General features: G+C 71.7%; 22 protein-coding genes. 9 read left to right on the top strand and 13 right to left on the bottom strand.

Features of this window, described 5'->3' with window-relative positions; all coding sequences use genetic code 11:
- Positions 1 to 14: 14 nt before the first annotated feature.
- From C463_RS06825 to C463_RS06810, 4 genes are all read right to left on the bottom strand, one after another.
- Positions 15 to 680: a GNAT family N-acetyltransferase gene (locus C463_RS06825; RefSeq protein WP_008442304.1), complete on the bottom strand. Its 666-nt coding sequence runs from the start codon at positions 678 to 680 to the stop codon at positions 15 to 17.
- Between the two features lie 108 nt (positions 681 to 788).
- The gene (locus tag C463_RS06820) at positions 789 to 1,577 is read right to left on the bottom strand and encodes a mechanosensitive ion channel domain-containing protein (protein WP_008442303.1); all 789 of its coding nucleotides are present in this window, start codon (positions 1,575 to 1,577) and stop codon (positions 789 to 791) included.
- Between the two features lie 3 nt (positions 1,578 to 1,580).
- Entirely contained in the window at positions 1,581 to 2,390 is an 810-nt protein-coding gene (dacZ, locus tag C463_RS06815) for a diadenylate cyclase DacZ (protein WP_008442302.1), read from the bottom strand.
- A gap of 117 nt (positions 2,391 to 2,507) precedes the next feature.
- Positions 2,508 to 4,133, bottom strand: coding sequence for a GMC family oxidoreductase (locus C463_RS06810; protein ID WP_008442301.1), 1,626 nt, complete (start codon positions 4,131 to 4,133; stop codon positions 2,508 to 2,510).
- Between the two features lie 122 nt (positions 4,134 to 4,255).
- Here C463_RS06810 and C463_RS06805 point away from each other — a divergent pair, with 122 nt between their 5' ends.
- From C463_RS06805 to C463_RS06790, 4 genes are all read left to right on the top strand, one after another.
- Positions 4,256 to 4,876: a class I SAM-dependent methyltransferase gene (locus tag C463_RS06805; protein ID WP_008442300.1), complete on the top strand. Its 621-nt coding sequence runs from the start codon at positions 4,256 to 4,258 to the stop codon at positions 4,874 to 4,876.
- A gap of 121 nt (positions 4,877 to 4,997) precedes the next feature.
- Complete coding sequence (locus C463_RS06800; protein ID WP_008442299.1) at positions 4,998 to 6,110, top strand: aldo/keto reductase; 1,113 nt, start codon at positions 4,998 to 5,000, stop codon at positions 6,108 to 6,110.
- A 108-nt stretch (positions 6,111 to 6,218) separates the two neighbouring features.
- Entirely contained in the window at positions 6,219 to 6,890 is a 672-nt protein-coding gene (locus tag C463_RS06795) for a hypothetical protein (RefSeq protein ID WP_008442298.1), read from the top strand.
- Complete coding sequence (locus C463_RS06790) at positions 6,887 to 8,233, top strand: hypothetical protein (RefSeq protein WP_008442296.1); 1,347 nt, start codon at positions 6,887 to 6,889, stop codon at positions 8,231 to 8,233. The genes C463_RS06795 and C463_RS06790 overlap by 4 nt, the downstream gene beginning before the upstream one ends.
- 133 nt (positions 8,234 to 8,366) lie before the next feature.
- Here C463_RS06790 and C463_RS19170 read toward each other — a convergent pair whose 3' ends face one another.
- Complete coding sequence (locus C463_RS19170; RefSeq protein ID WP_008442295.1) at positions 8,367 to 8,537, bottom strand: HVO_0758 family zinc finger protein; 171 nt, start codon at positions 8,535 to 8,537, stop codon at positions 8,367 to 8,369.
- Between the two features lie 174 nt (positions 8,538 to 8,711).
- On the opposite strand from C463_RS19170, the gene C463_RS06785 reads away from it, so the two are divergent.
- The 3 genes from C463_RS06785 to C463_RS06775 all read left to right on the top strand — a co-directional run bounded on the left by C463_RS06785 (position 8,712) and on the right by C463_RS06775 (position 11,712).
- Positions 8,712 to 9,896: an MFS transporter gene (locus C463_RS06785; RefSeq protein ID WP_008442294.1), complete on the top strand. Its 1,185-nt coding sequence runs from the start codon at positions 8,712 to 8,714 to the stop codon at positions 9,894 to 9,896.
- A 99-nt stretch (positions 9,897 to 9,995) separates the two neighbouring features.
- The gene (locus tag C463_RS06780; RefSeq protein WP_008442293.1) at positions 9,996 to 11,162 is read left to right on the top strand and encodes a glycosyltransferase-like protein; all 1,167 of its coding nucleotides are present in this window, start codon (positions 9,996 to 9,998) and stop codon (positions 11,160 to 11,162) included.
- A gap of 1 nt (position 11,163) precedes the next feature.
- Complete coding sequence (locus tag C463_RS06775) at positions 11,164 to 11,712, top strand: DUF7109 family protein (protein ID WP_008442292.1); 549 nt, start codon at positions 11,164 to 11,166, stop codon at positions 11,710 to 11,712.
- 34 nt (positions 11,713 to 11,746) lie between these two features.
- On the opposite strand, the gene C463_RS06770 is transcribed toward C463_RS06775, so the two are convergent.
- On the bottom strand, positions 11,747 to 12,199 hold the full coding sequence (locus C463_RS06770) for a DUF5804 family protein (RefSeq protein WP_008442291.1): 453 nt from the start codon (positions 12,197 to 12,199) through the stop codon (positions 11,747 to 11,749).
- A 78-nt stretch (positions 12,200 to 12,277) separates the two neighbouring features.
- Positions 12,278 to 13,480 (bottom strand): methionine adenosyltransferase, encoded by a 1,203-nt coding sequence (locus C463_RS06765; protein ID WP_008442289.1) that lies wholly within the window; start codon positions 13,478 to 13,480, stop codon positions 12,278 to 12,280.
- A 177-nt stretch (positions 13,481 to 13,657) separates the two neighbouring features.
- Here C463_RS06765 and C463_RS06760 point away from each other — a divergent pair, with 177 nt between their 5' ends.
- Positions 13,658 to 14,680, top strand: a complete 1,023-nt coding sequence (locus C463_RS06760) for a hypothetical protein (protein ID WP_008442287.1) — start codon at positions 13,658 to 13,660, stop codon at positions 14,678 to 14,680.
- Between the two features lie 67 nt (positions 14,681 to 14,747).
- Here the strand turns inward: C463_RS06760 and C463_RS06755 are convergent, their stop codons facing one another.
- The 4 genes from C463_RS06755 to C463_RS06740 all read right to left on the bottom strand — a co-directional run bounded on the left by C463_RS06755 (position 14,748) and on the right by C463_RS06740 (position 18,317).
- Positions 14,748 to 15,869 carry a pyridoxal phosphate-dependent aminotransferase gene (locus C463_RS06755; RefSeq protein ID WP_008442286.1) on the bottom strand — a complete coding sequence of 374 codons (1,122 nt, stop codon included), beginning with the start codon at positions 15,867 to 15,869 and terminating at the stop codon, positions 14,748 to 14,750.
- Positions 15,870 to 15,953: 84 nt separating this feature from the next.
- Positions 15,954 to 17,024, bottom strand: a complete 1,071-nt coding sequence (locus C463_RS06750) for a transcriptional regulator TbsP domain-containing protein (protein ID WP_008442285.1) — start codon at positions 17,022 to 17,024, stop codon at positions 15,954 to 15,956.
- Positions 17,025 to 17,157: 133 nt separating this feature from the next.
- On the bottom strand, positions 17,158 to 17,898 hold the full coding sequence (locus tag C463_RS06745; RefSeq protein ID WP_008442284.1) for a tRNA (adenine-N1)-methyltransferase: 741 nt from the start codon (positions 17,896 to 17,898) through the stop codon (positions 17,158 to 17,160).
- Positions 17,895 to 18,317 (bottom strand): nascent polypeptide-associated complex protein, encoded by a 423-nt coding sequence (locus tag C463_RS06740; protein ID WP_008442283.1) that lies wholly within the window; start codon positions 18,315 to 18,317, stop codon positions 17,895 to 17,897. Before C463_RS06740 ends, C463_RS06745 begins: the two co-directional genes overlap by 4 nt.
- 141 nt (positions 18,318 to 18,458) lie before the next feature.
- On the opposite strand from C463_RS06740, the gene C463_RS06735 reads away from it, so the two are divergent.
- Entirely contained in the window at positions 18,459 to 19,250 is a 792-nt protein-coding gene (locus C463_RS06735) for a creatininase family protein (protein WP_008442281.1), read from the top strand.
- Here the strand turns inward: C463_RS06735 and C463_RS06730 are convergent.
- Complete coding sequence (locus C463_RS06730; RefSeq protein WP_008442279.1) at positions 19,247 to 19,951, bottom strand: 6-hydroxymethylpterin diphosphokinase MptE-like protein; 705 nt, start codon at positions 19,949 to 19,951, stop codon at positions 19,247 to 19,249. The two genes, C463_RS06735 and C463_RS06730, sit on opposite strands and share 4 nt — an antisense overlap.
- A 162-nt stretch (positions 19,952 to 20,113) precedes the next feature.
- Entirely contained in the window at positions 20,114 to 21,397 is a 1,284-nt protein-coding gene (folP, locus tag C463_RS06725) for a dihydropteroate synthase (protein WP_008442276.1), read from the bottom strand.
- Positions 21,398 to 21,589 lie beyond the last annotated feature (192 nt).

Genomic DNA, 21,589 nt, shown 5'->3' with positions numbered 1-21,589 from the left:
GTGACCGCTGGGGATCAGTCGTCCGCGGGGGATCGCCCGGCCCCGCCGTCCCCCGGTGAGAGGTCGACCGCGGGCTCCGTCGGCCCCTCTCGCGCGAGCGGCGGCCAGCGGACCTCGGTCGCGATCGGCTGGTCGAGGTCGAGCCGCATCCGGAGGTCCCCGCGGCGCTCGACGACCTCGAACCCGACCGTCCGGTAGACGTTCCGGGCGACGCGGTTGCCGGTCTCGACGTGGAGTTCGATCCCCTCGCGGCCGGCCGCGGCGGCGTTCGCGATGACGTGCCGGCACAGCTCGGTCCCGACGCCCCGGTCCTGCGCGTTCGGGTGGACGAAGACGGCGAGTTCGGGGATTTCGGCGTCCGTCGGCGTGTACATCGCGTGGCCGAAGAGTTCGCCGTCCCGCTCGGCGACGACGTTGTTCCCCTCTGACAGCATGGACCGGAGCCAGTCTGCGCACCGGCTGCGGCTCACCGGGGGAAGCCCCTGCGCACGGTCGGCGCGGTCGAACCGCTCGTACATCTCCGCGAGGAACGGCTCGTCCGCGTCGAGCGCGGGGCGGATCGTCCAGCGCGCGCCCACCTTGTCGACGAACCGCGGACAGCGCGGCGGACAGTGGGGCGTCCCCTCGCACTCGCTACCGTCCCAGCCGTCACAGGCGACGTTCGCGGTATCGGGGGTCATGTCTCGACGTTGGCGACGCGGCGGGTTATAGCGGGGCGATGACTTTCACAGCGTGGGAACGGGTGACGGGGGTCCGTTTTTATTTCGAGATGCGTGAGAGGGGCGGCGTTACTCGCGGATCAGCACGATCCCCTCGCGGAACACGACGTGGTTCGGGAGGACGTGTTCCTCGCCGTCCGTCTCGATGTGAGTGACGAAGAGGTCCACCTCCTGAACGACGCCGCGCTCGCCGGCGACACGGACCTCCTCGCCGATGCCGTACGGCTGTCGGAGCAGGAGGAAGACGCCGGCGGCGGCCGACGCGACGAGGTCCTTCGTCGCCAGCGCGGCGAACACCACGAGCGCGAACGCGTACGCCGCGAGCAGCACGATGAGCGCGAGCGTCTGGACGCCCACCTGTCCGAGCGCGATGAGCGCGGCGACGTAGACGACGCTGTAGTTCACGACCGTCGGGAGCACGCCGAGTTCGGGGAGCTTGATCCCCCGGAGGCGCTCGGCGACGAGCAGCTCCGCCTTGTCGCCGACGACGACGCCGACGATGACGACGACGGCGGCGACGAACAGCCGCGGGAGGAAGGCGGCGACCCCGGACCAGAACTGTTCGAGGTAGTTCACGTCCGCGACGGTGAGCGCGACGATGACCGCGACGGCGACGATGAAGTAGCTCGAAAGCTGCGCTAAGATCCGCACCGTGGAGGTGTCGAACTCGCGGGCCGTCCGCTCGAAGGCGGTCCCCTCGATCACCTCGGGGACGCCGGCGCGCCGGAGCAGTCGACGGTTTATCACGCCGGTGAGGTACGCCAAGAGGAGCCCCAGCAGGAGGACGCCGAGCGCCAGCCAGATCCGGTACGGGACGTTCACGAGGAACTCGGGGACGGTGATCTGGGCCGCGGACATGGGTCAGTACTCCTCCGGATCGATCTCCAAGACGAGTTCGCCGGCCTTGAACGCACGGACGAGTCCGTCGGACTCGGAGAGGACGATGGCGGTCGAGTTCGTGTCGCGGGTGATCGCCGCCCCGGACATGTGGCGCGCGCCGAGCCCCTTCGGGATGTCGACCCCCTCGGCGGCGGGTTCGAGGTAGCGGTACGCCGAGACGATCTTCCCGGAGTCGGAGACGACGAACGCGCCATCGAGCCGCGAGAATTCCTTGAGCATGACGTTCACGATCGGGTCGCCGACGTGGACGTGGCTCTTCTCGAAGGGGTTGTACGACAGCGGCCGCGACTTGTTCATCACCTTCCCCGCGTCGCCGACGACGAACAGCGCGCCCACCGGCTTCCCCTTCTGCCCCTTCTGTCCGAGTTCGATCGCGACCTCGAACACGTCGCGGATCACGCTCGGCTCCGCCCGGGAGTTGGCGAACAGGTCGTAGATACCGGTGTGGACCCCCTGGTCGACGGTCGCCCGGATCACCGCGTCCGAGCCGCCATCGAACACTGAGGCGACGCACGCGACCTCGTCGCCCTCGGAGACGAGGTCCGCGTCCATCGCCCCCTCGATGCCGAACCGGATCCGGTCTTTCACGTTGTCGAAGGGGAGCGGGAGATCGACGAACGTCTCGGCGTCGACGTCGTTGTCGGGCGCGACGACGACGACCTCGCTCCCGTCGTCCGCGAACCGCTCGTAGAAGGAGCTCGTCGGAGAGAACAGCAGTGCGGCATCGACCTCGGCGACGAGGTCCGCCAGGTGGTCGGTGAGCGAGGCCATTGTCACACCTGACTCCCGGAGTCCGTATAGTCGTTGCGTCGTGCGGGCGTCTGACCGCGGGCCGCGGTCGGCGTATCGCGCGCCCCGGAACGGAGTCGCCGGTCGAAGCCGGCCAGCTCAGTCGCCGGCGGCCGAGGCCTGCCCCTCGACGGTCGTCGCTCGCTCGTCCCGGATCAGGTCCGCCGCCCGCTCGGCGACCGCTATCGTCGGGGCGTTCGTGTTCCCGCCGACGAGCGTCGGCATCACGCTCGCGTCGACGACCCGGAGCCCCTCGACGCCGCGGACCCGGAGCTCGTCGTCCACGACCGCCGCCTCGTCGTCGCCCATCTTACACGTCCCGACGGGGTGGTACACCGTATGACACGTGTCACGGACGTGCTTGGCGATCTCCTCGTCGGTCTGCGCGTCCTCGCCGGGCCACACCTCCCGCCCGACGTACTCCGAAAGCGCGTCCTGCCGGGCGATCTCACGGGCGCGCTTGACTCCCTCGACGAGCGTGTCGATATCGGCCTCCTCGTCGAGGTAGTTCGGGTCGATGACCGGGTCGTCGAACGGGTCGTCCGAGGCGAGCGTGATGCGCCCCCGACTCTCCGGTCGCAGTTGCGTCGCGCCGATCGACAGCCCGCGCCCGGTCTCGGGGTTCTCGAAGCCGTGTTCCATGAAGTACGAGGGAGCGAAGTGGAACTGCAGGTCCGGCCGGGGCTCGTCCGCGTCGCTGCGGGCGAACCCGCCGGACTCGGCGACGTTGGAGGTCAGCTTCCCACGCTTGCGCAGGAACCAGTTCAGGACGTCCGTCAGCCCGCCGGCGTCGTCCAGCGTGCTGACGTCGTCGTCGGTCTCGTAGACGGTGAACGCGAACAGGTGGTCACGGAGGTTCCGGCCGACCCCGGGCGAGTCGACTTCGACGTCGATAGCGTGGTCCGCGAGGTGGTCCGGGTCACCGATCCCAGAGAGCATGAGCAGCTGCGGGGAGTTGACCGCGCCGGCGCTGAGGAGGACCTCCTCCGCGGCCTCGACGGACCGACTGTTCCCGTCCTGCCTGTACCGAACCCCCGCCGCGCGACCGCCCTCGATGGTCACCTCGGTCACCCGCGCGCCGGTCTCGGCGGTGAGGTTCGGCCGGTCGAGCGCCGGCTTGAGGTACGCGTCGGCCGCGCTGTGGCGCTTCCCGTTCTTCTGCGTGACGTGGTACGTCCCCACCCCAGCCTGCGCCGCGCCGTTGAAGTCGTCGTTGCGGGCGTACCCAGCCTGCGCGGCGGCGTCGACGAACGCCCGCGAGACCGGCCGGGGCGAGGACTGATCCGTCACGTTGAGCGGTCCGGCGGTCCCGTGGTACGGCGACCCAGAGGGGGTGAACGTCTCCGCCCGCTTGAAGTACTCCAGCATGGCCTCGTACCCCCAGCCGTCGTTGCCGAGGGTCGCCCAGTCGTCGTAGTCCGACGGGTGGCCGCGGATGTAGATCATCGCGTTCATCGAGGAACACCCGCCGAGCGTCTTGCCGCGCGGCCAGTAGAGCCGTCGACCGGCACAGCCGTCCTGCGGCTCGGTGTGGTACTCCCAGTCCGCGTCGGTCTCGAACAGTTCCGGGAAGCCCGCCGGGATCCGCATGTTCCGGTCGTCGTCGGGCGCGCCCGCTTCCAAGAGCAGGACGCTCGTCTCCGAATCCGCGGTGAGTCGGTTCGCGAGGACGCAGCCAGCCGATCCGCCCCCGACGACGACGTAGTCGTATTCCGTGTCTATCATAGACAACCATGCGAGTCACCGGCAATTAACTGTGCCCGGTCCGCGACCGCCGAGGGTTCGGGACCGCCGCGCCGCCGCGCGGCGTTCGACGGCGTTATCCCTCGCTGTCGGAGTCGTTAGCCGTGGACCCCGACACCGTGCGAGACGCGTGGCGAGACCGGGCGGGAGAGTACTCGCCGGCGTACTACGCCTACCGCGGGCCGAACGAGACGAGCGATCTGGTCCGAGCGGCCCTCGCTGCGCACCTCGACCGCGACGCCGGGGTCCTCGAACTCGGCTGCGGCTCTGGCCGTCACCTCCGACACCTCGCGGCGCACGGCTTCGGGAACCTATCCGGGATCGACATCGACCCCGGGGCCTTCGAGACGATGCGAGAGACGTATCCCGACCTCGCGGCCGCCGGGACGTTTCACTGCGGTTCCCTGACGGACGTCCTCGGGGAGTTCGACGACGGCGCGTTCGACGCGGTGTACTCGGTCGAGACGCTCCAGCACGTCCCCCCCGAGGCCGAGTCGGTTTTCGGAGAGATCGCCCGGGTCACCGACGAAGTCCTCGTCACGGCCGAGATCGAGGAGCCGACGGTCGAGTCGGCGCCGGCCGACCCGGACGTGAACTTCGTCGACGACGACACGCCCCTCTACTACCGCGACTGGCGCAAGGTATTCGCCTCGCTGGGGCTCGACGAGGTCGACGTCGTCCGCGGCGACAGGGACACGACGCGGACCTTCCTCGCGACCGACTGATCGGAACGCCGCCGACGGACTGCGCGCCTCCGACTGACGGGGCCCTCGGTGGAGGCGGTACGGTCGACGGCGACCCGACCTCCCGCGCGACTTTTATCCGCGAGCCGACTACCCCGACCACATGGCGACTCGCGAGGCCCTCTGGGGGTACCGGGACCGGTTCGGCGACGCCTTCGGGCGCACCTACTTCCGCCGCTTCGGTCCCGGCGTCGTCTCCAGCGTCGGAATCGGGACGTACCTCGGCGAGCCGACGCCCGCGGTCGACGAGGCGGCCCGCGAGTCGATCGAACTGGCGCTCCGGTCGGGCGTGAATCACGTCGACACCGCGGCCAACTACCGCTGCGGCCGCGCCGAGCGCGTCGTCGGCGAGGCGCTTCGGGCGGCGCCCGTCGACCGCGAGTCGGTGGTCGTCGCGACGAAGGGCGGCTTCCCTCCGTTCGACGGCGAGCGCCCGGACGACCCCGGCGCGTACGTCCGCGAGCGGTTCGTCGAACCCGGGATCGTCGCCCCCGACGACCTCGCGAACGGCGCGCACGCGATGACGCCGGCGTACTTGGAGTGGTCGCTGGACCGCTCGCTCGAGCGCCTCGGCCTCGACGCCGTCGACTGCTTCTACGTCCACAACCCCGAGACGCAACTCGCCGCCCGCTCGCGGGACGAGGTGTACGACGCCCTCGAAGACGCGTTCGAGGCCCTCGAACGCCGGCGGACCGCGGGCGACATCGGCGCGTACGGCGTCGCGTCGTGGAGCGCGTTCCGCGTCCCCGAGGAGGCCGACGACTCCCTCTCGCTCGCCGAGGTCCTCGCCCGGGCCGAGGCCGCCGGCGAGGCGGTCGGCCCCGACGACGGCCACGGGTTCGAGGCGATTCAGCTCCCGTTCAACGTCGCGATGGCGGACGCCTTCACGCGGCGGAACCAGCCCGCGCCGCCCGGCGCCGACGCCGACGGGCCCGTTTCGACCCTCGAATTCGCCCACGAGGCCGGGCTCTCGGTGGTGACGAGCGCGAGCGTCGGGCAGGGGGACCTGACCGTCGAGGGCGCCATCCCCGCCGACGTCGACGCGACGCTCGCGGGGGAGACGACGGCCCAGCGCGCGCTCAACTTCGCGCGGAGCGCCCCCGGCGTCACCTCCTCGCTCGTCGGGACGACCGACCCCGACCACGTCCGCGAGAACGTCGCAGCCGGCACCTTCGACCCGCTCGGCGCATCGGCGTTCGACGCCGTCTTCGAGTGAGCGCGGGCGACGGCTGCGACGCCGGGGGGCTGCGGCCGCGACGACGGAGGAGCGCACCGGCGACCGGACGCCAGAAAGCGTTTGTCGGGACCCGTCCAACATCGTCTCATGACCCCCACTCGACGAGCCCTCCTCGGCAGCGCGGCGCTCGGCGTCGTCGGCGCGCTCGCCGGCTGTTCCGGCGCGAGCGGCCCGGAGGCGGAGTCCGTCCAGCCGCAGACGCGAGGCGCGGAGACCGACCCGACGGTCGTGAAGCCGCGCAATCCGACCGGCGAGAGCGTCCTCCTCGACGGGAGCGAAGCGAACGACGAGAACGAACCGAACCGAATCGGTCGGGAACTCGTGACGAGCGCCGAGCGAGCGGACGAACTGTTGGTCGCCGAGGCCGTCTCCGACGCGGACCGCGAGCGGGTCCGATCCTTCCTCGACGAGACCGACTACGACGCGGAGACCGTGTACGTCTCGCCGGCCGGCGTCCGGTCGTGTGAGCGACTCGTGATCCACTCGGTGTCGTGGCAGCCCGGGCGCGTCGAGTACGAGTACTGCAGCGAGCTCCGCCCGCCCGACGAGGCCTGCGAGGCGGACGCGCGGGTCGCCCTCGCGCTGCTCTTCCGGCTCCCGGCCGCGCTCGACGACCGTCTCACCGGGTCCGGTTCGAGCGGGCACTCTCCGTGTCGGACGACGGACACCGAGTACGACGTGATCGACGGGAATGCGACAGTGCCCGGGAACGACACTGCCCTGAGCGGAGCGGACGACGACGGGGGTGACGGCACGTGACGCGGCGCCTCACCCGGCGCGACGCGCTCGCCGCCACGGGCGCCGTCGCGCTCGGGTCCCTCGCCGGCTGTTCGGGCCGGGGCGAGCCGCGGTTCTGGGACGACCCGCCGTCGTTCGACGTGGAGGCGGTTCCGCGCGAGTTCGACGAGCCGGTCCCCGACTCGCCGCGACTCGTCCCCGTCGACGTCGAGCCCGCGGTCGAGGGCGCGTTCGCCGACCGCGTCGACCGCCTGCTTTCCCCTGTCCCGGAGCCGCTGACCGCGGAGCGGCTCCCGAACGGCGAGATCCGCGAACAGATCGTGACGGAGCGGACGGCGGCGCGCGACGCGCTGCCGGGCCCCGGCAAGTCGCTCCCGCCGCTGCGGGCGGCCGAGCGCTACGCCGCCGCGCGCGGCCACGCCGCGACAGCCGTCGGCACGTGGGCCGCCGTGACCGTCGAGGGCGACCCGACTGCGGTGGCTCCGGACGTCGGGACGGTGCGGCGACGGGCGTCCGAGACGCTGGATGAACTGCCGGGGCCGGCGGCGGATCCGCCGGCCGGCGCCGCGGTCTACGGCCCGATCGAGCGCTGGTACGACGAGGCGAGGCGACGGACGCTGGTCGGCAGCGGCCCGACCGACCGGGCGAACCCGCTCCGGACGGGTGAGGGGGCCGGCGACGTCGAGCGCGTCCAGTCGCTGATCGAGGCGGGGCGGCACCTCCGGAACCGGTACGCCGCCTCGCTCGACGACCCGGTGTCGGTCGCCGAACCGCTCCGCCGCGAGATGAACCGGCTCGGCCGCGCGGTCGGCGACCGGCTCCGCGACCTCCACGGTGAGGGAGTCGAGGACCTCCGGCGCTACCCGGGCACGGAGGCCTTCGTCGACGGCCGGGCGGTCGCGCGCGGCGCGCCGAGCGCCTCCCTGCTGTCGACCGCCGTCTACCGGAGCTTCGATGACATGCGGTTCGACCCCGTCGCGTTCGGCGACTACGAGCCCGACCACCCGGCGACCGGACTGATCCGGACCGCGCTCGCGTGGACGCGGCTCCGGGCGCTGGACGACGTCGCCGCGCGCGTCGAGGACGGCGAGACGATGTTCCCCGACGGTCCGGGGGCGGTCGGCGCGGCGCGGAGCGCGGCGGTCGAGTCGGCGGCGTCGCTCGCGGAGAGCGAGAACCCGCTGGACCGGTGGCTGGCGACGGAGTTCCTCCCGCTGTTCGCGGAGCCGGACGGGGCGCTCGCGGCGGGCGACCGAAGCGCCCGGTCGACGGTCGAGGCGTACACCGCGTACCGGTGGATCGAGGCGGTCACGGTCGAGGCGCGCACGGTGACGCAGTCGGTCAGGGACTCGTTCGAGGGATGAGCGAGGGCGGACGAACCCGGACGAATCGACCGCACGGGAGAAGCGAAAAGGATAGCGGAGGGACAACGGCGGAGAGAAGTCGGAGGGGCGACGACGGGGTGGGACGGAGGGGCGACGACGGAGCGGGACGGCGTCAGCGAAGTTCCTTGAACCGCGCGCCGCACTCCGGGCAGATGCGGACCGAGAACACCTCGTCGGGGTCGTTCTCCTTTTTCAACACCTGTTCGCAGTCGGCGCAGTTCAGCCGCTCGTAGGTGTCCTTGATCAGGTCGCCGTCGCGGAGCCCCTTGCGCGTGGATTTCATACCCCGCCGTTCGGGGGCGGGGCGGATAAAAACCCCGTACGACATCGGTCTGACGCGACGAACGAAATCGACGGCAAGCGGGCACCTCCACGCGTAGTTCCCCGCGATCCGTCTCTGGAGGGCGCGTCGGGGCGCTTTCGCAACGCTTGTGTCCGGGCGCGGAGAAGCGCCGCCGTGTCACGGACCAGGCTGTTCGGATCGCTCTGCGCGCTGGTCTTCCTCGTCAACTTCGCGCGGGTCGTGTTCGCCCCCCTCGTGGGCGAGTTCATCGACGCGTTCGGGATCCGCGAGGGGACCGCCGGGCTCATCGTCACGCTCGCGTGGCTCGGCTCGGCCGCCCCGCGGCTCCCCGCCGGCTGGGCGCTCACGCGCTTCACGCGGCGCAGCGTGATCGTCGTCTCCGGCGCGATGCTGACCGCCGGCGCGCTCGGCGTCGCCCTCGCGCCGGGCGTCCTCGCGCTGATGGTCGCCGCCTTCGCGGTCGGCCTGGCCTCCGGGGTCTACTTCGTCGCCGCGAACCCGTTCATCTCGGAGCTGTTCCCGCAGCGCGTCGGGCGCGTGATGGGCGTCCACGGCATGGCCAGCCAGCTCTCCGCGGTCATCGCCGCGCCCGCGGTCACCGTCGCGCTGTGGTACGACTGGCGGTACGCCTTCTACGCGCTCGCGCTCGCCGCGGCGGCCAGCACGGTCCTGTTCGTCGCGCTCGCGAAGCGGACCGACCTCCCGGACGCCGGCGCGGGAGACACGGACTTCCTCGCGGCCGCCCGCGGCGAGTGGAAGCTGATCCTCGCAGGCGTGGTGCTGATGGGCCTGACGAGCTTCGTCTGGCAGGGCCTGTTCAACTTCTACGAGCTGTACATGATCGACAAGGGGCTCCCCCGGGCGACCGCGCGGAACCTCCTGACGGTGATCTTCGCGGCCGGCGTGCCCGCCTTCCTCGTCTCGGGCGACCTCGCGGACCGGCTCCCCCACGTCCCGTACCTGCTCGGCATCGTCACGTCGTTCGTCGGCGGCGTCGTCCTCGTGGTCGTCGCCGAGGGGCTGGCGGCGGTGATCACTGCGAGCGTCGTCGTCGGCTTCGCCATTCACATGCTGTTCCCGGCGGGCGACACCTACCTGCTCGCGTCGCTGCCCGACGAGTCGCGCGCGTCGGCGTACGCGATGTTCTCCGCCGGGATGATGTCCACGCAGGCGGCCGGCTCGTGGGTCGTTGGCGAAGCGATCGAAGCGGGCGCGACGTACGACGCCGTCTTCCTCGGGCTCGCCGGGGGGCTTGCGCTCCTCGTCGCGGCGTACGCCGTGCTGTACCGGTTCGGACGCGTTCCCGGGGGCGCGGCGGGCGCGAGCCGGACCGTCTGAGGCGACGACGCGGACGCCGATCCCGACCTCGCAGCCCGGGACCGGCATAGGGGTGTGGTACCGCACCTGTTTTGGTTGTCGCTCCCGTGTAATTTGTAAATGGAGTACGTTCAGGAGCGCGTGACGACCCTCCACGCGTTGACCGACCACCGGCCCGACGCCCCGACGGACCGAGCGGCGGTCGTCGTGCCGATGACCGAGCGCGAGTACGGGACGCTCGCGGCCGAGCGCGTGCTCTCCACGCTGGAGACGGTCGACCCCGCTCGGGTGATCGTCCCGCTCCGGGCGTCGGCCGACCGCGCCGGCCCGTTCGCGGACTGGCTCGACGGGTTCGACCTCGACGTCGAGACGCTGTGGTGCGACGGTCCCGAACTCGCCTCGCTGCTCGAAGCGCGCGGGCTCGACGGCGACCGCGGCAAGGGCCGCGACGTGTGGCTCGCCCTCGGCCGCGCGCTCGACGAGGAGTTCGTCGTCGTCCACGACGCCGACACGAAGACCTACTCGCCGGCGTTCGTCAACCGACTGCTGTTCCCGTTGGGTGAGGGGTACCGATTCTCGAAGGGGTACTACGCCCGCGTCGAGGACGGCTCGCTGTACGGCCGGTTGTTCAGGCTGTTCTTCCGGCCGCTCGTCCGCGCGCTCGGCGACGCCGCGCCCGGTCGAGAGCCGGACGTTCTGGAGTACCTCTCCGCGTTCCGCTACGCCCTCGCCGGCGAGTTCGCGGCGACGAGCGACCTCGTCTCCCGGCTCCGCGTCCAGCGCGGCTGGGGGCTGGAGGTCGGGACGCTCGGCGAGGCGTTCGGCCACGCCGGCTTCGCCGACAGCGCGCAGGTCGATCTGGGGAGCTACGAGCACGACCACCGCTCCGTCGAGGGCCCGACCGGCCTCGCCGACATGAGCCGGGCAGTCGGCGCGGCGACGCTGCGCGCGGTCGAGGACGCCGGCGTCGACGTCGACTACGACGGGCTCGCCGAGGGGTACCGCGAGGCCGCGGAGACGCTGGTCGACGGCTACGCGACCGACGCCGCGTTCAACGGCCTCTCGTACGACGCCCCCGACGAGCGCTCGCAGGTGGCGACGTACGCCGAGGCGCTCGGCGAGCCCGGCCCCGACACCCGGCTCCCGGCGTGGGAGTCGGCCCGGGTCGACCCCGACGAGGTCCGGGCGGCCGCTCGCGAGGACCTCGACGCGGTCCGTGGGAGCGACCGGATCGACGGCTCGGTGACGGGGGACGCGCAGGCGGAGCCGGCGCCGGGGGAGGACTGAGATGGCGGACGGCCCGAGCGTCGCCGCGCGCGACGACCTCGCCGGCGTCGTCGACCTGTTCGGGTGGCTCACCCGCGCGGAGCTCTCGCGGGCGCTCTCCGAGCTGGCGTTCAAACAGCGGACCGAGGTCGACGAGAACGCCATCGACGCCGCCATCGACCTCGCGGTCGCCGAGTACGCGCTCGTGCCGGCTCCCGACGGCGCGCTCTCCGGCGACGCGGACGCGACCGACGGAGGGACAGACCGCGCGGCGGCGGGGACCGGCGAGGGCGGGACCGCCCTCGCGGTCGGTCCGGCCGCGTTCCCGACGCTCCCGGAGGGCGCCGAGGACCTCCCGCACATCCTCGACGTGCCGGACCGCGGGGTCGACCGCGAGACGCTCGCGGACGCGGTCTTGGCGCAACTCCGCGAGGAGGCGGTCGAAGCGATAAACGCGGGCGACGCCGAGCGGCTGGAAACGCTCGCCGACGTGACCTACGACGTGGAGGCGTGGGCGCCGGTCGACGTCGACCCGATTCGAACGCGGATCCTCGCGGAAGTCGACGAGTGAGGGTCGGGAGGTCGGGGCGGCGGCCGACGCCGGCTCACCCGGAGAACTCCGACTCGCTCACGCGGACGACGACCGTCTCGTCGACGTCGCGGAGGTCGTACTCGGGCGTCTCGCCCTGTCGCCGTCGGACGAAGAGGGGCTCGACCGGGCGGCCGTCGACGAGGCCGAACACCTTCAGGCGCTGGTCGGTCTCCTCGGGGGGCACGTCGCCGTCGCGGACCTCGCGGGCGAGGTCCCGGGAGAGCCACTGGTCGGTGGCGACGGACGGCTCCAGCACGAGCGCCTCCTCGACGAAGCGGACGAGGTACCAGTCGAGGTCGTTGAGGAGGGAGACGGCGGCGCCGAGGCTCACGGTGTCGACGGCGACGCTGTTCTCGAACGGCTCCTCGATGTCGTAGGTCGCGAGCGCGTCGCGAGCCGTCTCGCGGGAGAGCAGCTCGTAGGAGAGCTCCACGTCGGGGTCGCCGAGGAGACACACCCGCGTCATGCGCCCACCTCGGAGCGGGCGGCGCAAATCCGTTGCGGTCGCGCGTCCTCGGCGACGGTCGCGGTCGGCGTTCCCGGCTCAGAACGTCGAGACGTCGCCCTCGATGACGCTGCGGGTCACGTCGGTCACGTCGGCCAGCTCGCGGTCGACGATGTCGAGGACATCCGCCTCAATGTCGCCCAGTTCGACGCCCTCCTCCGTGACGATCTGCGCGTCGGCGACGTGCGGCTCGTCGATCGGGCGGCCGATCTGCGAGAGTAGGCGGACCTGAAGGTCGCGGATGCCGTCGACCTCGCTCGTGACGGACTCGGCGACCCGGGTCGAGAGGAGGTTGTAGATCTTCCCGATGTGGTTGACGGGGTTCTTGCCGGAGGTCGCCTCCATCGACATCGGGCGGTTGGGCGTGATGAGCCCGTTCGCGCGGTTGCCGCGCCCGACCGAGCCGTCGTCGCCCTGCTCGGCGGAGGTGCCGGTGACGGTGAGGTAGACGGAGCCCTCGTCGTAGTCGTCGGCGGTGTTCACGTCGACGTTGACCTCGCGGTCCGTGTACTCGCGGGCGAGGTCGTCGACGTACCCGCGGACGCTCTCGACCGCGTCGTCGTACTCGCCGAGGCCGTCGACGTAGGCGTCGACCATCGCGGCGGCGACGGTGATGTCGATCCGGTCGCCCTCGCGTTTGCCCATGATCTTCACGTCGGGGCCGAGCTCGGGGTGGTCGTCGTGGTAGGTCGTGTTGAGCGCGCGCTCGGCCTCGTGGACGATGGTCTCCGTCTCGGTGAGCGGCGCGTGGCCGACGCCGAAGGAGGTGTCGTTGGCCATCGGGACCTCCTGCGTCTCCTCGCCGAAGACGTCCTGGAGGTCGCCCGATCCCTCGCCGAGTTTCACGTCGACGACGACGTCGGTGCCGTACTCCAGCTCCGGGATCGCCTCGGAGAGGTAGTCGCGGGCGGCCGCCAGCGCGGTCGAGTCGACCGGGAGCTGTTCGCCGTCGTACTCCTTCGTGGCGCGGCCGACGATGAGGATGTAGATGGGCTCGACGACCTCGCCGCCGCCGAACGCGGGGGCCGCGCGCCCGGCGACCAGCTGCGTCTCGTCGGTGTTGTAGTGGAGCACCTTGCCGACGCGGTCGAGGTAGAGCTGCGAGAGGGCCCGCGAGACCGACTCCGCGACGCCGTCACAGATGGAGTCGGGGTGACCGATCCCCTTTCGCTCGACGATCTCGACCTCCTGGTCCTCGACCGCCTGCCGGTCGAGGCGGCTGACCTGTATGTTCCGGTCCATTACCGCGCGATACTCCGCGGGCGACGGTATAACTTGCGGAAACTCTTCAGCGGTGGGGAATTACCTATAGTAATTTTATTTGCTCTCGACGGGCATCAGAAAGGTCCGCGTCGCCGTCGCACAAGGGATCGTTTGCGTTTCGACAATACCTTTCAGCCGTCTGTCTGTACTGTCCGCATGGACGAACCCACACCCTCTCGCCGTCGCCTCCTCGCCGGCGCGGTTGCGGGCGGCGTCGCCGCCGCTGCGGGCTGTCTCGGGGTAGGCGTCGACGGCGACTCGGAGGGCGGCGGCGGATCGGAACTCAGGTTCTCGCTCTCGCGTGTCGAGGGGTCGCTGCGCGACCGCTACGTTCACGGCCGCGACGACCCGCCCGAGAACTGGGACGGGGCGGCGCTCGACGCCGCGATGGCCGGCGAATCGTACACGACCCAGTGGCGCAAACCGTTCTTCGCGACCCCGGACGACCCGGCGTACGTCGTCGACGGTGGGACCTACTACCGGCTCGGCTCGGTGGTCGTCGACGAGGTCGGCGAGACGTATCACGTCCTCCGCCTGTTTGCGGTCGACGGCGACAGCGATCCGAGCGCAACGGACGACGACACTGAGTCGGCGGTCGACGCCGGCGAGGACGGTGACCTCCCCGACGCCGATAAACGGGCGGTCCGGATCGCGCACTTCGCGGCGCGGGCCCGCGGGAACGTGGGCGGATACGCCGTCGGGCTGGTCCAGCGGGGCGGCTACGCGTACCGCAACGAGACCGCCCGGGCGGAGAGCGCGCTGCTCGGCGACGACGGCCCCGAACGCGTCGTCTACCGGGACACCACGTATCGGGTGGAAATCGAGCGAGAGCGGTTTCACGAGGCCGTTTATCGGCCGACAGCGGAGGCGGTCGCCGAGTCTTCCGAGCGGATGGAGGCGATCCTCCGGGCGACGTTCGTCGGGCCCAGAGTCGCGTCGGACGAGCTCTCCGCGGAGGCCCGGCGGATCGTCGAGCAGGCGGACGCGGCGGAGTACGCCGAGACGCACCCCTACTCCGAGGAGTACGTCGAACTACTCCGCGCGATCGACGCGCGCCCCTACATCGACGGGAACGTCCGCAAAGACGCCGGCGTCGGCGAGACCGAGGAGGAGATGATCCGGTACGGCGACGAGTACTACGAGCGCTACCTCCGAATTTCGGGTGGAGGAGAGAACTGAGCGGGCGGAGAGGACGACTAAGCGGGCGAAGGAGACGACTGATCGGTCGAAGCGTCTCGCCGACGGCTCAGCGGACCGCCGCGTACGCCTCGGCCATCACGTCGAGCGCCTCGCGGAGCTGCTCCTCGTCGGTCGCGTACGAGATCCGCGCGTGGCCGGCGCCGCCCTCGCCGAACGCCTCGCCGGGGACGACGACCACGCCGCGGTCGAGACACTCGTCGACGAACCCGTCCGGGACTCGCGGCATCGCGTAGAACGCCCCCTGGGGCGTCGGAAAGTCGATTCCGATCTCGTCGAAGCCGTCCAGTAAGATGTCCCGGCGACGCTCGAAGGAGGCGGTCATCTCGTCGACCACGTCGCGGTCGCCCCGGAGCGCGGCCTCGGCGGCGTACTGGGCCGGCGCGGAGGCGCACGCCTGGGCGTACTGGTGGACGCGCAGCATTCGATCGACGCGCTCGTCGGCGCCGTACACCCAGCCGAGCCGCCAGCCCGTCATCGAGAACAGCTTCGAGGCGGAGTTGACGACCACGACGTTGTCCGACTCTGCGAACTCGATCGGCGAGTAGTGTTCGCCGTCGAAGACGGTGTATTCGTACACCTCATCGGAGATACAGAGGACGTCGTGTTCGTCGGCGATGCGGGCAAACTCTCGCACGTCTTCCTCGGAAGAGACCGCGCCCGTGGGGTTTCCGGGGGAGTTCACGACGAACGCCGCCGTGTCCTCGGTGATCGCCGCCTCGATCGCGGCCGGGTCGATCGTGAGGTCGTCGCGGAGCGGCACGGGGACCGGCTCGCCGCCGGTCAGCTTGGTCAGCGCGTCGTAGGAGACGAACCCCGGGTCCGGGATCAACACCTCGTCGCCGGCGTCGACGTGCGCTTCGAGGGCGACGTGGAGCGCCTCGCTGCCGCCCGCGGTCGCGATGACGTTGCCGGGGTCGAGGTCGATCCCCTGGTCGGCGCGGTGTTTCTCGGCGATCGCCTCCCGGAGCGACCGAGTGCCCTTGTTCTCTGTGTAGGCGTCCGCCTTCCCGGACTCGATGGCGTCGACCGCGGCCTGTCGAGCGTGGTCCGGCGTGGGGAAGTCGGGCTGGCCGAGCCCGAGGTTGATCGCGTCGTCGCCGGCCGCCTCGAACACCTCGCGGATCCCGCTGATGGAGATCCGCTCGACCCTGTCGGAGAACGTCGTCATGTCCGTGTGGGGGCGCCGCCGCGAGTTAGTTCTTGCCACGTGTCGCCGATCCGGGGGACCCGACGCCGAATCGGGCTCGGGGGGTCACGACCGCCGCCGCTCCCACACCGGCCGCCGTCCCTCGCGGCGCGCGTCGTCCCGGATCCGCCCATCCGGGTCGGTCGGCAACGCGAACCACCCTTCGAGGACGCTCGGCACTTCCTCCGGCCGGGCACGCAACAGCGCGTCCTCGACCGCGCGGAGGCGGAGCATCGGCCGCCCCGGCCCCATCGGCACCTTGATCGACTCGATCAGGCCCCGGTCGACGAGCGCCTGTCGGTCACCGGTGAACTCCTGTGCCGGGGCGATGCCGACGCCGTCGGTCCCGACCCACGTCCGGAGGTCCCGGAAAAGGAGGTCGTGTCGCGCCGCGAGCGCGACCAGCAGCGTCCGGTCCGAAACCTCGGTCGTGCGGCCGAACTCGCCGGTGTCCTGCGACGCGAGCACGGTCGCCAAGTCGTCGGCGAAGCGGTCGTCGAGGACCTCGCGCGCGGCGGCGAGCAGTCTGGTCCGCGAGGGCATCTCGACCGGCTTGGCCGTCGCGCCGGCGAAGCGCGACTCGGCCGTCGCGAGGGCGCCGTCGACCGACGCGGAATCGGGGTCGGCCGCTCCCGAATCGATGTCGGCCGCTCCCGAATCGGGGTCGACCGCCGTCGTCGCCAGCGTCCGGTCCCCGCGAGGGCCGACGACGGCGTCGGCCCGGTCGGGGCTCGCGAATAGCGTGCCCCCAGTCCCGTGACCGAGGTGATCGCCGGTTCGGACCCGTATCTCGTCGCCTTCGATCGCCTCGGCGACCGCGGTGCCGAGGACGAGCGCTCGGCCGAGGGCGTCGACGACGCCGGGGCGGCACGCGATCCGCCACGGGCCCCCGGACGTGCGCTCGCGAGCGGCGAGCACCGCCGGGAGCAGCCGGATCGGCACGCCGACGGCGACGACCCCGGACCGGCCCGCCAGCGCGGTTTCGACCGCCTCGGCGAGCGGGTCGTCGGGACGCGGGTGGACGTCGGCGACCTCGCGCGGGTCGCCGACGCCGTCGCTCTGCGGCGCGGACCAGTCGCTGCCGGCCTCGGCGTCGGTATCGGCGTCGGCCTCAGTTCCAGCGTCGTCCGCGGTCACATCCGTCGGTGACGACCGCGATCCGAATGAGCGTTGCGCCGGTCGCTGCGGGCGCCACAGGAGAGAGAACGTGACGGAAGGGAAAGTGACGGAAAGGAAAGCGACCGAAGGGAAAGCGCCGTGAGCGCCGGATTCAGGGCGCCCGCGCGAACACGAGGTACCCCGTGTGGCCCACGCCGGCGGTGGAGGGGCGGGAGCCGCGGTCGGAGAAGTCCATCTCGCGCTGGATCGTTTCGAGCGTCTCGAGCTCGTCGAAGCCGGCGTCGCGGGCCGCGAGCGCCGCCTCGCGGGTCCCCTCGACGAAGGGAGAGTAGACGGCGAGGCGGCCGCCGGGGGCGAGCAGCTCGTCCGCGCGCTCGACGACCGCCGGGGCGTCGCCGGTGTCGAGCGTGAGCGCGTCGAACGGCTCCGCGCCGGCGAGCGCGTCCAGTTCTTCGGTGAGGTCGCCGGTCCGGACCTCGACGCGGTCGGCGACGCCCGCGGTCTCCATGTTGTCGCGGGCGACCTCGGCGAACTCGGCGTCGACCTCGTAGGTGGTGACTGAGGCGCCGGCCCGGCCGAGGTACGCCGCGAGGATGCCCGTGCCGGTGCCCGCGTCGAGGACGCGGTCGCCGCCGAACGCGCCGGTGTGGCCCATCACGAGCCCCACGTCGCGCGGCATCATCGGGGCGCCGGTGCGTTCGAGGTGGTTGAACAGGTCGGGGCCCCGGAGCGCGCGGACCTCGAAGACGGTGCCGAGGTGGGTCTCGACCTCGTCGCCGGCCGCGACGTCCTCCGGGACCTCGATCACGCCGAGGTCGGTGCCGAACTCCTCGCCCGGTTCCAGCAGGTACTCGCGGTCCTCGTGGACGAGCAGGTACGCGGCGTCCGTCACTGCAGCTCGGAGATCGCCCGCGCGGGCTCGCCGTTGGCCGCCTCCAGCGCCTCGCGTGCGTCTTCCTTCGAGACGCCCGCCTGCTGGGCGACCAGTTTCACGTCCTCCTCCGGAATACCCTCGTCTTCGCCGTCGTCCTCGGCTTCGATCGCCGCCGCGTCCGCATCGCCGCCCTTGACCGCGGCCGCGCTACCGCCGCCGGCGCCCGCGTCGGCTACCGAGTCGGGCGAGCCGACGATCTGGTAGGTCTCCTGCCCCTGCGCGTCCATCTTGGTGACCTGGGCGCCGTCGAAGACGAGGTCGTCGCCGTCGGCCGTCTCGATGACGACTCGCTCGGCGTCGAGCTCCTCGACGTCGATCCCCATCTGTTTCATCATCTGTTTCATCTTCCGCGGATTCATGCCGCCGCCTCCGAACATGCCCGAACGTTCGGCCGGACGATACAAAAAGGGTGTCGACACGGGGCGAGAGCCCGCCGCTCGGGCGAACCGCTCCCGGACGGTGGCGGCGAACCCGACCGCGACGGCGGGGTTGATACGTGTCGCGCGCGAGGCGGGAGTATGTACCTCGCGGACCACACGTGGCCAGAACTCGGCGACGCGCTGTCTCCCGGCTCCGTCGCGCTCGTCCCGCTCGGCTCGACCGAACAGCACGGCCCGCACCTCCCGCTCGCAACCGACCACCTGATCGCCGAGGGGTTGGCGACGGCCGCCGCGGACCGCTCCGACGCGTTCCGGACGCCGACGATCAACGTCGGCGTCAGTCCGCATCACCGCCAGTTCCCGGGGACGATGTGGGTGGATCCGCCCGAGTTCCGCGACTACGTCGAGTCGTTCGCGCGGAACCTCTCGTACCACGGGATCGACCGCGTCGTGTTCGTGAACGCCCACGGCGGCAACGTCCAGCACCTCCGGGAGGTCGGCCGCCGGCTCCACGAGGACGAGGTGGCCTACGCCGTCGAGTGGATGTGGGACGAGTCGATCCCGGAGCTGGTCGACGAGCTCTTCGAGCGCAACGGGCCCCACGCGGGCCCCAAGGAGACCGCGATGGTCACACACCTCGCGCCGGAGCTGGTCCGCGAGGACCGGCTCGAAGACGCGCGCGACGGCGGGCTCGTCGACCTCGAGGACGCGGACACGATGGTCCACGGCGCCCGCACGTTCTACGACGCGGTCGACAACTCCCCCAACGGCGCGTTCGGCGACCCGACCGACGTGACTCCGGAGAAGAGCGAGCGATTGTTCGAGGCCGCGACCGACCAGCTCGTCCAGCTGGCGGAGTGGATCGGCGACCGCGACGACGAGGAACTCTTCCCCGAGCCGCGAGTCGAGCGCGAAGAGACCCGCGGTTAACCGTCGTCTCCGAGACTCTCCCCGAGCGCTGCGTCGGCCGCCTCGCGCCGGCCGTCCAAGACCGCGAACCGCTCGCCGCGACGGCGTTCGAGCCAGCGCAGCAGCCGGGCGGCCCAGTCGAGCTTCCGCGCCTTCAGCGGGTCGACGGCGGGGTCGTCGAACTCCCAGCCGGGGAAGACGAGCTCGCCGGCCCCGACGTGGTCGGCGAGGAACGCGGCGCGGTCGCCGTCGGTGAACCCGCCCGTGTTCAGGACCGGGCCGGCGGGGGCCGCCTGCGTCGTCGCCAGCGTCCAGTCGTCGGCGAAGCGCGGGAGCCACTCGCGGACCGCCGGGACGTTGTCGCCGTGGGCGTGGGCGGCGACGGGGACGCCATCGCGGGTCAGTTCGGCCGCCGTCTCGGGGTTCTTGTCGAGGTCGGTCACCATACAGTCGACGGCGACGCCGCGGTCGGCGAGGACGTCGGCGGCGGTCGAGGCCGCGACGACGACGTCGGCGTCGCGGGCGAGCGCGACCTCGTCGGCGAGGCACGGCGCCGCGCCCGCGACGGCGACCGTCGCGTCTTCCCAGTCGCCGAGGCGGTCGAGCGGGAACGGCGTCGCGAGGTCGGCGGCGACGTCGCGGGCGCGCTCGTCGGCCGCCCGGTCGAACCCGAAGTCGGCGAGGATCGCCTCGTAAACGGGCTCGAAGGTCGCGAAGTTCACGGCCGGACCACGCTCCGTGAGGCCGTCGCGCCGGGCACAGGACAGCGCCGCCGCTCGCCGGGCGAATTATGGTATGGGCCGGAGTGGCACAGAGTACCCCTACCCGCGTGCCCCTCCGGCGTCCGGTCGATCGGTTGTTTACACGAGGGCATAAACTTTCTCTTAACTCACGTGGTGATCGATCCCCGCGAGCGCGGCGTCGAGCGGGTCAGAGACGTCGGATACGGACTCCCTGACGGACTCGATCGCGGCGGGCGTCCCGATCAGGAGTCCGCGACGGCCGCCCGCAGGGGTGTCGTCGGGGTATCCGTCGCCCGCGGGACCGGCCGAGCCGCCGGCGCCGCCGTCGGTCGCCGAGGGGGCCGACGGGGTCCCCGCGCGGTCCGGGTCGCCCAGCGCGAACGCCGCGCCGCTCGCGTCGCCGCGCGCGGTCGCGGCGCGCAGGGCGCCGACCGCCGCCTCGTCGAGGCCGGAGAGTTCGTAGGTGCGGACGACCGCGCTGCCGGCGACGGCGCGGTCGCCCTGCTGGGCCCCCGACGCGCCGATCCGGTCGAGGTGGCGCTCGGCCTCGCCGACCGTCGTCACGTCGAGTTCCTCGATCTCGACGGTGCCGGACTCACCCCGCGAGCGGTGTCGGTCCCGCGCGAACTCGGCGCCGATCAGGGCGGCGTCGCGGGTCTCGGCCACGTCGTGGGTGCGGATCACGTGGGCGCCGCGCTCGACCGCCATCGACGTGGCGGCGAGCGAGACCGGGAGGGCCTCCTCGGTGCTGCGCCCCGCGACGGTCTTGAGGAAGCTCTTGCGGTTGATCGAGACGAGCAGCGGGCGGCCGTACCCGCGGAACTCCCTGAGGCGGTGGAACGTCTCGCGGTCGTCCGCGTGGGTCTTGGCCTCGGACCAGCCGCCGAACGCGGGGTCGAGGATCGTCTTGTCGGTGAAGCCGTTCATCGAGAGCGCCTCGTAGATGTCGTCGACGTCCTCGATCGCCCCCGGCCGTTCGAGGTCGGGCGGCGAGGCCATCTTCGACACCGCCACGTCGTGTTCGCGGCAGACGCGAGGCATCTCGGGGTCCGCGAACCCGCAGATGTCGTTGACCATGTCGAAGCCGCGCGAGATCGCCTCGTCGGCCACCTCGTGGTAGCGCGTCTCGATCGACCAGACGGCGTCGCCGGAGGTCGATTCGAGCGTCTCGATCGCGGTGTCGAGCCGATCCAACTCCTGCTCGGCGGAGAGTACGTCGAGGTCCTTGTTCGCCGATTCGAGCCCGACGTCGACGATGTCGGCGCCCTCGCCGATCAGCTCCTCGTCGACGTAGGTGGCGGCCTCGCCGGGGTCGTCGTACACGCTGGGGTCGTACGGCGACTCCTCCGAGACGTTGAGTACGCCCATGATCCGGGGTGGGTGGTCGTCGCCGATCCCCAGCCCAGCGGCGTCCACGTTTCGCATACGATCAACACGGGCGCGAGCGACATAAACGGGGCGAGTACCCGACGCGCTCGCCGGGGAACCGAACGCACATCCATTTATAAATCACCGGCGGTGCGGTGGCGCGTGCCTGCGAGGCCGCCTCGCGGCCGAGCAGCACGCGCGAGGGAGTCAGTCGCCGGAGCGAAGCGACGGCGACTGACGAGGCTGGGG

Source organism: Halorubrum californiense DSM 19288 (assembly GCF_000336875.1).
GTDB classification, from domain to species: Archaea; Halobacteriota; Halobacteria; order Halobacteriales; family Haloferacaceae; genus Halorubrum; species Halorubrum californiense.
This window is presented reverse-complemented; position numbering and strand designations above follow the sequence as displayed.

What these genes read in the sequence shown, in the direction of transcription:
- C463_RS06825 (WP_008442304.1), bottom strand. Translation starts at nt 680, where the DNA reads ATGACCCCCGATACCGCGAACGTCGCCTGTGACGGCTGGGACGGTAGC.
- C463_RS06820 (WP_008442303.1), bottom strand. Translation starts at nt 1,577, where the DNA reads ATGTCCGCGGCCCAGATCACCGTCCCCGAGTTCCTCGTGAACGTCCCG.
- dacZ (WP_008442302.1), bottom strand. Translation starts at nt 2,390, where the DNA reads ATGGCCTCGCTCACCGACCACCTGGCGGACCTCGTCGCCGAGGTCGAT.
- C463_RS06810 (WP_008442301.1), bottom strand. Translation starts at nt 4,133, where the DNA reads ATGATAGACACGGAATACGACTACGTCGTCGTCGGGGGCGGATCGGCT.
- C463_RS06800 (WP_008442299.1), top strand. Translation starts at nt 4,998, where the DNA reads ATGGCGACTCGCGAGGCCCTCTGGGGGTACCGGGACCGGTTCGGCGAC.
- C463_RS06795 (WP_008442298.1), top strand. Translation starts at nt 6,219, where the DNA reads ATGACCCCCACTCGACGAGCCCTCCTCGGCAGCGCGGCGCTCGGCGTC.
- C463_RS19170 (WP_008442295.1), bottom strand. Translation starts at nt 8,537, where the DNA reads ATGAAATCCACGCGCAAGGGGCTCCGCGACGGCGACCTGATCAAGGAC.
- C463_RS06780 (WP_008442293.1), top strand. Translation starts at nt 9,996, where the DNA reads ATGGAGTACGTTCAGGAGCGCGTGACGACCCTCCACGCGTTGACCGAC.
- C463_RS06775 (WP_008442292.1), top strand. Translation starts at nt 11,164, where the DNA reads ATGGCGGACGGCCCGAGCGTCGCCGCGCGCGACGACCTCGCCGGCGTC.
- C463_RS06770 (WP_008442291.1), bottom strand. Translation starts at nt 12,199, where the DNA reads ATGACGCGGGTGTGTCTCCTCGGCGACCCCGACGTGGAGCTCTCCTAC.
- C463_RS06765 (WP_008442289.1), bottom strand. Translation starts at nt 13,480, where the DNA reads ATGGACCGGAACATACAGGTCAGCCGCCTCGACCGGCAGGCGGTCGAG.
- C463_RS06760 (WP_008442287.1), top strand. Translation starts at nt 13,658, where the DNA reads ATGGACGAACCCACACCCTCTCGCCGTCGCCTCCTCGCCGGCGCGGTT.
- C463_RS06755 (WP_008442286.1), bottom strand. Translation starts at nt 15,869, where the DNA reads ATGACGACGTTCTCCGACAGGGTCGAGCGGATCTCCATCAGCGGGATC.
- C463_RS06740 (WP_008442283.1), bottom strand. Translation starts at nt 18,317, where the DNA reads ATGTTCGGAGGCGGCGGCATGAATCCGCGGAAGATGAAACAGATGATG.
- C463_RS06735 (WP_008442281.1), top strand. Translation starts at nt 18,459, where the DNA reads ATGTACCTCGCGGACCACACGTGGCCAGAACTCGGCGACGCGCTGTCT.
- folP (WP_008442276.1), bottom strand. Translation starts at nt 21,397, where the DNA reads ATGCGAAACGTGGACGCCGCTGGGCTGGGGATCGGCGACGACCACCCA.